Source organism: Erythrobacter sp. S158 (assembly GCF_057364915.1).
Genome location: NZ_CP200279.1, coordinates 2,090,678 through 2,103,586, shown reverse-complemented (window position 1 = coordinate 2,103,586; position 12,909 = coordinate 2,090,678). Strand labels below are relative to the sequence as shown.

Genomic DNA, 12,909 nt, shown 5'->3' with positions numbered 1-12,909 from the left:
GCATTTCGCGGCCAGACGCAAAGCACGCACGGTCAAACGGCGTGTAAAAGGGTTAATAACCGTCTGTGGATAAGGAATTGTGCGCTATAACGAGCCCATGACTAATATGTCACAGAAGAGATAAAGTCGCACGAAACAGATAGGGAAAGCACCGACAACCGGGCCCCAATTTTCGTCTAGAGGAATTTAAGCGATGAGCATCAACATCGGACCGGCAGCCACTGAAGATCTGCGTCCCCGCATCATGGTCGTGGGGATCGGCGGAGCAGGCGGCAACGCGATCGCAAACATGATCTCGACCGAGATCGACGGCGTCGACTTTATCGTCGCGAACACCGACGCGCAGGCGCTGAGCCAGTCGCCCGCCGAAAAGCGCATCCAGCTTGGGCCGGACATTACCGGTGGCTTAGGCGCAGGTGCGCGCCCGGAAGTGGGTAAGGCCGCTGCCGAAGAGACCGTATCCGAGATCGAAGAGGCGCTCGAAGGCGTGAACATGGTGTTCATCGCGGCCGGCATGGGCGGCGGCACCGGAACGGGTGCAGCCCCCGTCATCGCCGAAGCCGCCCGTCGCAAGGGCGTCCTCACCGTCGGCGTTGTGACAAAGCCGTTCCTGTTCGAAGGCACCCGCCGCATGCGCGCTGCCGAAGCAGGCATCAACGAGCTTCAGGCCCACGTCGATACGCTGATCGTCATTCCGAACCAGAACCTGTTCCTCGTCGCGAAACCTGAAACCACCTTCAAGGAAGCGTTCCAGCTCGCCGACGAGGTGCTTCAGCAGGGCGTTCGCTCGATCACTGACCTGATCGTCAATCCTGGCCTTATCAACCTCGACTTTGCCGATATTCGTGCAGTGATGAGCGAAATGGGCAAGGCCATGATGGGAACCGGCGAAGGCGAGGGCGAGAACCGCGCTCTCAACGCAGCCGAACAGGCCATCGCAAACCCTCTGCTCGACGGTGTGTCGATGCAGGGCGCGAAGGGCGTCATCATCTCGATCATCGGCGGCGAAGACATGACGCTGATGGAACTCGACGAAGCAGCAAATTACATCCGCGACCTCGTCGACGAAGATGCCAACATCATCTGGGGCAGCGCATTCAACCCGGACCTGTCGAACAAGATCCGTATCTCGGTTGTGGCAACCGGGATCGAGGCCGGAGCTAGCGGTGAGGCGCCGATGCCGCGCCCCGCAGCGCTGATGGAATCGCGCGCTCCCAAGCGTCCCGTGCTCGAACTGTCGGAAGAAACCGACGTCGAGGATGACATTGCCGAGGAAGAAGCAGACGACGAAGCGCTGGCTATCCCCGAAGGCATGTCCGACGAAACGAACGAGACTTGCGAAGCGGAAGCTGACGAGAGCGAACCGTTCGACCTCACCGGCATGCAGGCCGGAGATGACATGGGCGATGAAGGCGACGACGTCGATGAGATCGTCGATCCGCTTGCCGGGCTTCGCGGTGCCGAAGAAGACGAGCAGGATGATTTGCTCGAAAGCGCAGACAGGCTCGCTGAGGAAGACCAACCCGTCCAACCCGGCTTTGGCCGCACTGGCGAGGGTGGTGGTTTCAGCGGCGGCGCTGGAGGCGGTGGCGGCGGCACTGCGGGCGGAAGCACTCTGTTCGAGCGTATGGCGAACCTCTCGCGTTCGTCCGGATCTGACGACGATCTTGACGACGAGGACGAAGAGGGCGAAGACATGGAAGGCGAAGCCTCCGAGGGCAGCGAAGGCGATGATGACGATGCGCCTGCGCTTTCGATCCCTCGCTTCCTCGGGCGTCAGAACAACCAGTAAGCTTGTCCCGGCTGAACGGCTTGCCGAACAAGGCGAGCCGTTCGCCTCGCATTCAGCGAGGGATGGCTAGCGTGCTTGTGAGAATACGCTAGCGACCCCCAAGTGACACCATTGACCAAATCTCTCAGCCTTTCGCTGATCGCTGCTGCAATTGCCCTGCCGTCGGCTTTGAGCGCGCAGGATGCGACTTCGCGTGCTGTTGTCCAGCCGCTGCCTTCACCTGAAGTGCAGCGACTGAACCGTGCGCTGATGGAACTTGCGCGCCGCCCGCGCAATCTTCTCAGCCTGCTCGAGGCGGGAGAGGCCTCGCTGGAAGTCGGCGACTATGACGCGGCTGCCGGTTTCTATGGCCGTGCAGCCGATCTTGAGCCCAATGATGCGCGGGTGAAGCTTGGCCTTGGAAGGGTGTATTTGCGTTCGGGGCGCCCGCTGGAAGCGATCCAGCTTTTCAACGCCGCCAATTCGGCTGGAGCGAACGCTCGAGACTTGCTCCCGGATCAAGCGCTCGCTTTCGATATGGTGGGCGACCAACAAGCTGCACAGGCGGCATATCTGCGTTCGCTCGAACTTGCACCGCAGAACAACGAGGCACGTCGCAGGCTCGCGCTGAGCTATGCCATTTCTGGTGATGCGGACAGTTTTCAGTCGACGCTGTCACCACTGCTTGAGGAACGTGATCCAGCATCTTTCCGAGCGCGCGCTTTCGGGCTCGCTATCCTGGGTGAGCAGGAGCGCGCCGAGGGAATTGTTAACGCGACAATGCCACGCGACCTTGCCGGACGGATCAATCCCTATCTGTCCTACATGCCGCGTCTCACCGCTTCTCAGCAGGCTGCGGCGGCAAACCTCGGCATCTTCCCTCGCGCGGCTGATATTGGCCGCGAGGATCCGCGTATCGCTCGGTTTGCCGCTGAAGGCGAAGTCGGATCGCTGTTGGAGCCGACGGGCGAGCCGCTCGGCGCTCCGGTCGAGACGACCAGCAACCCGGTCACGCAGCCGGTTGCTGATGTTGTCGAGGCTGACCCGTCCACTGCGACTGAGGACGTCGCGAACGCTTTTGCGGATATCGGCGAGGGTGAGCTTCCGGTTGATGTGGGTTCAGGCAATGCGGTCGATATCGCTGCTATCGCGGTGCCTCGCGAAGCTCCGCCTGCACCGGTCGAACCCGAGCATCCTCGCCGGATTTGGGTGCAGCTGGCAACGGGCCGCGATCTTAATGCGTTGAAGTTCGACTGGCGCCGTTTTGCTCGGCGTGCACCCGAACTGCTCGGCGATTTCGAGCCGCACACCACGCCCTGGGGGCAGGCCAATCGGCTGCTCGCCGGACCGGTTGCGGATCGCGCGGCTGCTCGCGAGTTGGTTAACGCGCTCTCGGCCAAGGGCCTCGACACTTTCGCTTACACCAGCCCCGAAGGCACTGAAATTCAAGAGCTTGATTGATCAAACGGGGCCATCCCCGGCTTTCTTTGCACAAGCTTTGAACAAGCCAGATTGGTTCTCCCCAGCGCTGCGCCAGGCCTGAATTGCCAAATCCCAAGGTTAACGTGCATTCGTGCCATCGATGCACATGACCACACCCTTCACGAGCGCTCAGCCATGAGACCCCGCGAACCAGAATACAGCGCCGAAGACGATGCGGCGCCGGTCGAGATGCTGGCTGCGCTTTTCGAAGCGCGAGGCTGGGACTGCGAAGTTGTCTCTGATGATGAGATGGTTGGAGAGGTTCAGGGAAGTTGGGCCAAGTATCAATTGCGCGCCATCTGGCGCAGCGCAGATAATGTCCTGCAATTCCTCTGCCTGCCCGACATCCGCGTGAGCAAGGAAAAGAAACACAGCGCTTTTGAGCTTCTGAGCCTCGTCAACGAGCAGGTCTGGCTTGGCCACTTCGATATCTGGTCACAGGGCGATGTGCTCATCTACCGCCACGGCGTGTTGATGGGCGACGACGGCATGCTTTCGATTGCTCAGGCACAGGCGCTGGTCGAAAACGCAATCGACGAATGCGACCGCTTTTATCCCGCATTTCAGTTCGTCCTGTGGGGCGACAAGACCCCGCAAGGCGCTCTTGAAGCCGCAATGGTTGACGCGGCGGGGGAGGCATAACCATGTGAGGCCCAAAAGGGGACTTACCTGTGTCAGAAATCAAGCAACTACTCATCATCGGCTGCGGCAATATGGGCGGAGCAATGCTTGCCGGTTGGCTTGCTGTCGGTGTCGATCCCTCGCGCTTTGCGATCCTCGATCCGGGAATGGAAGCCGCTCCTGAAGGCGTGACGCTCTACAGTGATCCCGCCGAGGCTGAGGCGGCAGACGCGCATGACGCGGTGATGCTGGGCTTCAAGCCACAGCAGCTCGGCAGTCTTGCACCAGGGCTGCAAAAGCTGACCGGCGAAGGAGTGACGATCTATTCGCTGCTCGCCGGACTGACGCTGGCCCAGCTGAAGCAGGCGTTTCCAAGTGCTGCGGCCCATGTGCGCGTGATGCCAAACCTCGCCTCGCGCATAAACAAGTCGCCGATCATCCTGCTCGAAGAGGGTCTTGATGGAAGCGAGCGCGACGCTGCGTTTGCGCTGTTCGATCTGCTTGGGACTGCAGTGTGGCTCGAGGAAGAAGGCAAGTTCGACCTCGTTACCGCGCTTGCAGGCTCAGGTCCGGGCTTTGTCTATCGGTTCATCGGCGCGCTTGCAGAAGCCGCGTGCGATCTCGGACTGGAGGACGAGCAGGCCACCAGTCTCGCGCTCGCAATGGTGGATGGGGCTTCCTCGCTTGCTGCCGGCTCGGACATTTCGCCCGGGGAGCTGGCCGACCGCGTCGCCAGCCCCGGCGGAATGACCCGCGAAGGCATGAACGTGCTCGATGCAGACAAGGCATTGGTCAAGCTGCTTACTGACACCCTGATCGCAACGCGAGACCGTGGTGCGGAGCTTTCGGCAGGCGGATAGGCAAGTTTCCGTTAATCATACCGTGCAGTAAAATGAACGACTTTCGTCGAATTGGGTCCGGTTTCGCTTGAAAAGCCACCCGAAAACACCGATATTCCCCGGCAGAGGCGCGTATTTTCGCGCCGGCTTTTGGACACAAGGGATCCATAATGGCTGATTGGAAAGACACACAGCGCACCACACAGGGCTTCGGCTCGGTGCCGCGCGCAGGCGGCGATGTAGCCAGCCGCGCGTCTTATGACGAGGGCCTGCGTTCGTACATGCTCTCGATCTACAATTACATGGCATCGGGCGTGCTGCTGACCGGCGTCGTCGCGATCCTGTTCTCGTGGGGCGGTAACGAATCCGCTGTCGCGTGGCTGTACATGAATGGCGGCCCGCTGCTGTGGATCATCAAGCTCGCACCGCTCGGTTTCATCCTCGCGATGAGTTTTGGCCTTCACAAGATGAGCCAGACCACGCTCCAGATCGTGTTCTGGGCCTTTGCGGCCGTGATGGGCATGTCGATGTCGACGATCTTCCTCGTCTACACGGGTGAATTGATCGCAACGACCTTCTTCGCAACGGCTGCGGCCTTCGCAGGTCTGTCGCTGTTCGGTTACACCACGAAAAAGGACCTGTCGGGCTTTGGCAGCTTCTTGATCATGGGTGTCATCGGCCTGATCGTCGCGATGATCGTCAATTGGTTCCTGCAGTCGGAAGCGATGGCTTTCGTCATCAGCGGCCTCGGCGTGCTGATCTTCGCAGGCCTCACGGCTTACGATACGCAGCGCCTGAAGAACGACTACCAGTACCTGCGCGGTACCGAATTCATGGGCAAGGCGGTTATCATGGGGGCGACCAGCCTCTACCTCGATTTCGTCAACATGTTCATGTTCTTGCTTCAGTTCCTGGGCAGCCGCGAATAAGCGCCAAGCTCGCACTAAACTGTTGATACAAGTGGATGCCCGGAGCCTAAACGTAGGCTTCGGGCATTTGCTTTGTCATACAGCGCACCTAACGCACGGCGTGTCCGTATTCGATACGCATGCTTCAGCGCGCAGTCAGGCGCACGATAGCATGTTACTCGAGGCGTTGGGGGCAGATTATGAGAGGCGACATTGGTATGAGAACTGGAAATGCGACGCGCGGCAAGACACGCGCACCGCTAAAGATCACGGCGGTGGCGACGATGGTCGCATTGCTCTCTGCCTGTGCCACACCGCCGCCTCCTCCCCCGCCACCACCACCGCCACCGCCTCCTCCCCCGGTCGTAGAACGCACGCCGTATCGTCCTCTTCCGCCGGGCGGGGCAGCCTACGTTATGGAAATTCCGGTGAGGAATGCATTAGGCGTACGCGAAACGATCAATCGCGGGATCACCGATGATGAAAAGGTCTGGCACTTCCGCTCCGCGTGGAACGTAGCGGCGCTCAATTGTACATCGGCGCAATACGAGCCAATCCTGACGGCTTACAGCGCCTTTATCGACGATTATTCCCGGCCCCTGCGCCAGGTGAACGATCGGATCGATCGCACTTACCGCCAGGAAATGGGCGCAAGACGAGCAGGCATTCTCGCTCGCGAAGAGCAAATGACTGCGGTCTACAACTTCTTCGCCCTGCCCCCGGCACGCGCCCGCTTCTGCCGCGCGGCACTCGACATCTCGAACCGCTACAACGCTGCCCCGCCAGGCGATCCGGTGGCCTTTGCGATGGACAATTTCACCCTGCTCGAAGCGCCGTTCGACCAGTTCTTCGACGAATATGAGCAGTACCAACGAGCGTCCTACGAATGGGATGTGAAGTATGGCGACCTGTTCGGCCCTTCGCAGCCCGGCTGGGTCGCGGTCCAAGCAGCCAAGGCCAATGGCGTGCCGGTTCCCGGACCGACTAGCGATCCCACGCAAGTGGTCGCCAATCCTACGGCTGCAGCAGGATCGGTCACTGACCCTGAAACGGGCGTCGCGGTGCCTGTGGTGCCTGTCGAGGAAAACGTCATATCGCAGCCGGTGGTCGAGCCGGTCGCGACAGAGCCGCCCTCGCAGGATGGCGGCCCAACCCTGTAAGAATTGGCGGCTTGCCGAGCATTCGGCACCCGGCTAGATCATCGATAACGCATCGGTAACGGGAATGCGGTGCGCCCCTTGTTGGGCAATTCCGCAGCTGTCCCTGCAACTGTAAGCGGCGAGCTTTTCGCGCGCGCTTCCTCTTCTGGAAGCAACCACTGAGCGGACAACGCTTGGGAAGGTGTGCGACAAGCAGCGACCCGCAAGCCAGGAGACCGACCGGAGCGTGTCGCTTGTTGCCCCTCTCAGGGATTGGAGAGGCGCGGATAACCTTCGTTTCGAGCGACGACCTATGAGTGCCGCGCAAGGTTCGCCTTTCGCGGTGCGTTGTTGCTTATTCGGAAGGAATACCGAACGATGAAAATGCTGAAATTGATGTGCGGCGCGTCGGGCGCCGCGCTGCTCTGGTCCGTGCCCGCGGTGGCCGAGGACAAGGCGACAGATCGTGCAAACGAGCCGGTCAGCGAAAATGCCTCGAAGATGTCGATCGCTGCGAGCCGCCGGGAGATTCTTGTCTCAGCGAGCCGCGACACGGACCTCCTGGAGAACGAATACACCGGCTCATTCACCGTGATCGACGAAGAAGAGCTGGAACAGCGCCAGACCCGCGACATCGCCGATGTGCTGCGCGATGTGCCGGGTGTGGCGGTGAGCTCGGTTGCCGGTCAGACGCAGGTGCGTTTGCGCGGGACCGAGGCAAACCAGGTTCTTGTGCTTGTCGATGGCATCGAGGTTTCGGATCCGGGGAGCGGAGAGTTCGATATCGGCACCTTACAGGCCGAGCTTGGCAGCCGCGTCGAAGTGCTCCGCGGTCCGCAATCAGCGCTTTACGGCAATGACGCGATCGGCGGTGTTATCGCTTACGATAGCGGCCGGTTCGAGGGCTTTGGCGTGCGCCTTGAAGGCGGCGAGAACAACACGATCAACGGCGCGGCGCGCTGGGGCGTCGATGATGGGACTCTCGCAGCTTCGCTTTCAGCCACTGTGGTCAGCACCGATGGCGAACCCAATGCGCGCGCAATCGCCGGTAATGGCCTGCGCGATATCGGGCGCGACAGCTATACGTTCTCCGGCAAGCTCTCAGCAGACGTGTCCGAGAACTTCGAACTGCGCGCAACCGCCCGCTATGTCGAAACCGAAGGCGAGACCAATGACCAGGATTTCGCATTTGGCAGCCCGACATTCGGCCTTGTGATCGACAGTCCGGGCGTAGGCTTTGAAAATAGGGCCATTTACGCGCTTGTCGGCGGGCGCTTGGAGACCCTGGATGGCGATTGGACGCATGACGTGTCTGTGCAATTGGCGGATGTTGCGCGTGAGACCTTCGCACCTTTTGGCCTGACCAGCGAAACCGAAAGCGACCGTTTCAAGGCGTCCTATGTCTCGGCTTTCCAAATCAACGATGAGGGCGGCATCACGTTTGCAGTCGATTACGAGCAGGAAGGCTTCAATAACGTCGCGACATTTGATGACCGCAAGGAAACCGAAAATGTCGGCCTCGTCGGTGAATATCGCCATTCAGGCGATCGGTTCGATTTCTCGGCAGCCATTCGTCATGATTTCAACGATCGGTTTCAGGACACGACGACGTTCCGCATCGGTGCCGGCTACGAACTGACCGAGACGACCCGCGTGCGCGCAGCCGTGGGTACCGGGGTCAAAAACCCCACCTTCTTCGAGCTGTTCGGTTTTTTCGATGGGACGTTTGTCGGCAATCCCGACCTTGAGCCTGAGGAATTGACCAGTTGGGAAATTGGCCTCGACCAGACCTTCGCGAATGGCAATGCTGTCCTGTCAGTGACCTATTTCAATGCCGAGCTTGAAAGCGAGATCTTCACTACATTCTCTCCGCCGACCTTTGTTGCGACACCGGGAAACCGGGCGACCGAGAGTGAGCAACAGGGTGTTGAAGTGGCCTTGGCCGCGCAAATCGGACCCCAATGGAGCCTCAACGCGGCCTATACCTATCTGGATGCAGACGAGGACGGAGTGATCGAGGTCCGCCGTCCTGAAAGCATCGCGAGTGCTGCGCTGACATGGACCGCACCACGCGACATGGCATCTGCAACACTAGTGGTGCGCCACAATGGCGAGGCTTTCGACAACGACTTCTCAGCCGGAACATTCCCTGCGCCGCTGACCACGCTCGACGATTACACGCTCGTCAATCTCAATGCGCGGGTCGAGATTGCCGAGGGCATCGACGTTTTTGCACGGGCTGAGAACCTGTTGAACGAGGAATATGAGCAGGTGTTTTCCTTCGTCTCCCCGGGGCGAACGGTGATCGCAGGTTTCAGCGCAGCTTTCTAAACGCTCGCAATCTGATGAGGAAATGCATAGATGCGCGATCATGCATTTCCTCGATCAGGCTAAAATCTTTCTCAAGTCGGGCGCCGGCGGACCGGGAGCGGTCTCGTTCCGGCGCGAGAAGTATATCGAATATGGCGGACCCGACGGCGGCAATGGCGGCAAGGGCGGGGACATCATTTTCGAAGCCGTCCCCGGCCTGAATACGCTGATCGACTTTCGTTACGCACAGCATTTCAAGGCCAAGCGCGGCAATCACGGTCAGGGCAAGGACAAGACTGGCGCGGGCGCCGATGATCTCGTCATCAAGGTTCCGGTAGGCACGCAGGTCCTTTCCGAAGACAGGGAAGAGGTGCTCGCTGACTTCACCGAGGTCGGCCAGCGCGTGACTTTCCTCGAAGGCGGGCTCGGCGGACGAGGCAACGCCTCATACAAGAGCGCGACCAATCGCGCGCCTCGCCAGCATCAGCCAGGTGAACCGGGCGAAGAGATGTGGGTCTGGTTGCGGCTGAAACTGCTCGCTGACGTAGGCCTTGTCGGTCTTCCCAATGCGGGCAAATCGACTTTCATCAACGCGGTTTCCAATGCGAAGGCGAAGGTCGGTCACTACGCTTTCACTACGCTGATCCCCAAGCTGGGTGTTGTGCGTCACAAGGGTCGCGAGTTTGTGCTCGCCGATATTCCCGGCCTCATCGAAGGCGCGGCGGACGGCGCAGGGATCGGCGATCGTTTCCTTGGCCACATCGAACGCTGCCGCGTGCTCGTCCACCTGATCGACATTGCAGGCGACGATCCGGTCGAAGCCATGCGCATCGTAAAGGAAGAGCTGGAGGCCTATGGCGCCGGTCTTGAAGACAAGCCGCAGCTCGTCGCGCTCAACAAGCTGGATCTCGCTGACGAAGAACTGGGCGTCGCCTTCGCCGAGGAGCTGATCGCAGCAGGCGCAGACAAGGTTTTCGCCGTGTCGGGTGCAAGCGGTGAAGGGATCGAGGAACTCATGGACGCGGTTCTCAGCTATCTTCCCAACCGCACGGCCACTGAAACAAACGCTGCGCCAAGCGAAAGTGACGGCGAAGAGAGCGGTGACGATACCGGTGACTGGTCACCGATCTGAGAGTGCCATTGTGGGGAGCCCTTTAAATTGGTCGCTCCAATCGTTAGGTGCACTGCAACATGACTATCGAAGCACTCCTCGATTTTCGCGATGTGTCCAAATGTCCGACGCTGGTCATAAAGATCGGCTCGGCGCTCCTCGTCCATACTGACGGGACGCCGCGTTTCGACTGGCTGCGCAGCGTAGCGCACGAGATTGCCGGTGCGCGTGAGCGGGGGCAGAAAGTGATCGTCGTGGCATCGGGCTCGGTTGCCTTGGGCGCAGCCATGCTTGAATTGCCCGGAGGCGGTCGCGATACCCTCGCTCATGCGCAGGCCGCAGCCTCCGTCGGGCAGGTGTTTCTCGCCAGCACATGGGCGCAGATGTTTGCCGAACACAATCTGATGGCCGGCCAGATGCTGCTTTCGCTTGATGATCTTGAAAATCGCGGGCGCTATCTCAACGCGCGGGCCACTTTGCGCGAACTGCTTGAGCGCGGTGCGATCCCGATCATCAACGAAAACGACACCACCGCGACGCAAGAGATCAAGTTCGGCGACAACGACCGGCTGGCAGCGCGCGTCGCTCAGGCGGCTGGCGCCAATGGCGTGATCCTGCTGACCGATGTCGAGGGCCTGTACACCGCGCATCCAAGCGAGCCGAATGCAGAACTGCTCGAAGAGGTTCGCGGCGTCACTCCGGAAATGCACGCCATGGCCACGGGCGGCTCTGGGTCGGGCATGGGGTCGGGCGGCATGAGCTCGAAACTGCTCGCCGCTGAAATCGCGGAGCGTGCGGGGATTGCGCTTACGATCATCAAGGGCGTCGATGACTACCCCATTGGCCGCGCGCTGAGCGCTAACTTGGGAACGGTCTTCCTGCCCAAGCGCGATGACAACGCATTCAAGTCCTGGATCGGTGGAAGGATGCGGTTCAACGGCTCGCTCAGGATTGATGCTGGAGCGGTAGAAGCGCTGCGCGGAGGCAAGAGCCTTCTTGCTGCTGGCGTGACCGACGTCTTCGGAAAGTTCGAACGCGCGGACGTGATCGCTATCGAAGACCCCGATGGACGCATGATTGCCAAGGGTATGGTCGAATACGATTCGAACCAATGCGATACGATCAAGGGTCTGCGCAGCGAACAGCTTTCCGAAAAGCTGGGCACGATCCCGCGCTCAGCGGTGATCCATCGCGATCAGATGGTTCTGTTGTAGCGCCATGTCAGTTGTAGCCATCACCGGAGCGACAGGTTTCGTGGGCAAGGCGACGCTCGATGTCGCGGTCCAGAAAGGGCTGCACGTGCGGGCCCTGACCCGGCGCGATGCTCAGCCGCGCGAACGGGTGACATGGGTGCCAGGAACTCTCGACCGAGCCGAAGCCTTGGAGGAACTGGTGAGCGGATGCGATGCCGTGATCCATGTTGCAGGGCTCACCAGCACACCCAATCCAGGGCGCTTCGAAGCCGCGAATGTGACAGGCACAGCGAACATGATCGCCGCTGCCAAGTCGCAAGGCATTGAGCGTTTCGTGTTCGTCTCCTCCCTGTCGGCGCGCGAGCCGGATTTGTCGGCCTATGGCACGTCAAAAGCGAAGGCGGAAAGGCTGGTTGAAAACAGTGGCCTCGATTGGACCATCGTCCGGCCGCCGGGGGTCTATGGTCCGGGTGACAAGGATTACCTCGACCTGTTCAAGGCGGCAAAGCTGGGCATCGTGCCGGTACCGCCGGAAGGCAAAAGCTCGCTCATCCATGTGGAGGATTTGGCGCGACTTCTGGTTGCGCTTGTTCCGGCAAACCCTGTGACGCGCGGCCAGACCTACGAGCCGTGGGACGACAACGCGTTTGGGTACACCCACAAGGAATTGGCCGAGATGATCGGCGAAGCGGTGGGCAATCCGAGGGCCACCGCCGTTTCACTGCCACCCGCGGTCATGAAACTGGGCGCGCAGGTGGACGGGCTGCTACGAGGTGGGAAGGCCAAGCTGACGCAGGATCGGGTCGGCTACATGTTGCACGACGACTGGGTCTGCGACCTCAGAAAAGCGCCGCCATTGTCGATCTGGCAAGCGGTTTGGGGAGGCGAGGCAGGCCTCGCCATGACGGCGCAGTGGTACAAGGAACAGGGCTGGCTCTAGTCGGCTTCGTCTGCTGGCGGAGTGCATTCTTCGCCGCCATAAGCTTCCTTGTAAGTCTTGCCCCAACAATACTCGAAACGATTGAGCACGTTCATATTGGGCGGCCAGCTCATTTGCACGACAGTGCCATCAGGCCGTGTGAAGCTGTTGTTCGATGGTTCCGGGATCGTGGCTAGCCGTTCCTTCGCGCGCTCCAGCCCTTCGCGGTCTTGGCGCAGGAAGGCGACAGTGCCATCGACGTAGTGGTTCCAGCCGAAATCCGCGTCAAAATCCTGAGATTTGCGGGTTAGCTCAAACAGCGCGATCGCCTCTTTCGTTTGCCCCGCATAGGCGCGCATCTGGCCTTCGTGCCAATAGAGAATCGAGTTGTGATCCCGCTTCTGGTGCCGCCAAGTGCGGATGAGTTCCGCCGCAGCTTCGTGGCAACCTTCGCGCGATAGACCGCGCCAGCCTCCATCCGGTATTTCTTGATCAAAGGCCTGACGGTCCAGTTCGAGCATGGCTTCAAGGTCATAAGAACAATCGGGCTCAGCAGATTGAGCTGGGATATCGGGCTGCGCAGCGGCGAGCAAGATGACAGTGATCATGCCCACAC

Annotated in this window: 11 protein-coding genes and 1 riboswitch; of the genes, 10 read left to right on the top strand and 1 reads right to left on the bottom strand. The window is 60.3% G+C overall.

What is annotated here, in order from left to right; genetic code table 11:
* The first annotated feature begins 193 nt into the window (after nt 1–193).
* From ftsZ to AC0V6T_RS10335, 10 genes are all read left to right on the top strand, one after another.
* Nucleotides 194–1,792 carry a cell division protein FtsZ gene (gene ftsZ, locus AC0V6T_RS10380; protein ID WP_486126644.1) on the top strand — a complete coding sequence of 533 codons (1,599 nt, stop codon included), beginning with the start codon at nt 194–196 and terminating at the stop codon, nt 1,790–1,792.
* Between the two features lie 111 nt (nt 1,793–1,903).
* Complete coding sequence (locus AC0V6T_RS10375) at nt 1,904–3,232, top strand: tetratricopeptide repeat protein (RefSeq protein WP_007163340.1); 1,329 nt, start codon at nt 1,904–1,906, stop codon at nt 3,230–3,232.
* Nucleotides 3,233–3,388: 156 nt separating this feature from the next.
* Complete coding sequence (locus AC0V6T_RS10370) at nt 3,389–3,895, top strand: type III secretion system chaperone family protein (RefSeq protein WP_486126642.1); 507 nt, start codon at nt 3,389–3,391, stop codon at nt 3,893–3,895.
* Between the two features lie 29 nt (nt 3,896–3,924).
* Entirely contained in the window at nt 3,925–4,734 is an 810-nt protein-coding gene (locus AC0V6T_RS10365) for a pyrroline-5-carboxylate reductase family protein (RefSeq protein ID WP_486126640.1), read from the top strand.
* A gap of 149 nt (nt 4,735–4,883) precedes the next feature.
* Nucleotides 4,884–5,642: a Bax inhibitor-1/YccA family protein gene (locus AC0V6T_RS10360; RefSeq protein WP_486126638.1), complete on the top strand. Its 759-nt coding sequence runs from the start codon at nt 4,884–4,886 to the stop codon at nt 5,640–5,642.
* Nucleotides 5,643–5,896: 254 nt separating this feature from the next.
* On the top strand, nt 5,897–6,781 hold the full coding sequence (locus AC0V6T_RS10355; protein ID WP_486128568.1) for a hypothetical protein: 885 nt from the start codon (nt 5,897–5,899) through the stop codon (nt 6,779–6,781).
* A 36-nt stretch (nt 6,782–6,817) separates the two neighbouring features.
* Nucleotides 6,818–7,019: riboswitch (cobalamin riboswitch) on the top strand.
* Between the two features lie 119 nt (nt 7,020–7,138).
* The gene (locus AC0V6T_RS10350; protein ID WP_486126636.1) at nt 7,139–9,091 is read left to right on the top strand and encodes a TonB-dependent receptor plug domain-containing protein; all 1,953 of its coding nucleotides are present in this window, start codon (nt 7,139–7,141) and stop codon (nt 9,089–9,091) included.
* 40 nt (nt 9,092–9,131) lie between these two features.
* Nucleotides 9,132–10,202: a GTPase ObgE gene (gene obgE / locus AC0V6T_RS10345; RefSeq protein WP_486126634.1), complete on the top strand. Its 1,071-nt coding sequence runs from the start codon at nt 9,132–9,134 to the stop codon at nt 10,200–10,202.
* Nucleotides 10,203–10,261: 59 nt separating this feature from the next.
* Nucleotides 10,262–11,395, top strand: coding sequence for a glutamate 5-kinase (gene proB / locus AC0V6T_RS10340; protein WP_486126632.1), 1,134 nt, complete (start codon nt 10,262–10,264; stop codon nt 11,393–11,395).
* A 4-nt stretch (nt 11,396–11,399) separates the two neighbouring features.
* Entirely contained in the window at nt 11,400–12,314 is a 915-nt protein-coding gene (locus tag AC0V6T_RS10335; RefSeq protein ID WP_486126630.1) for an NAD-dependent epimerase/dehydratase family protein, read from the top strand.
* Here AC0V6T_RS10335 and AC0V6T_RS10330 read toward each other — a convergent pair.
* Nucleotides 12,311–12,901, bottom strand: coding sequence for a hypothetical protein (locus AC0V6T_RS10330; protein WP_486126628.1), 591 nt, complete (start codon nt 12,899–12,901; stop codon nt 12,311–12,313). The genes AC0V6T_RS10335 and AC0V6T_RS10330 overlap by 4 nt on opposite strands.
* Nucleotides 12,902–12,909 lie beyond the last annotated feature (8 nt).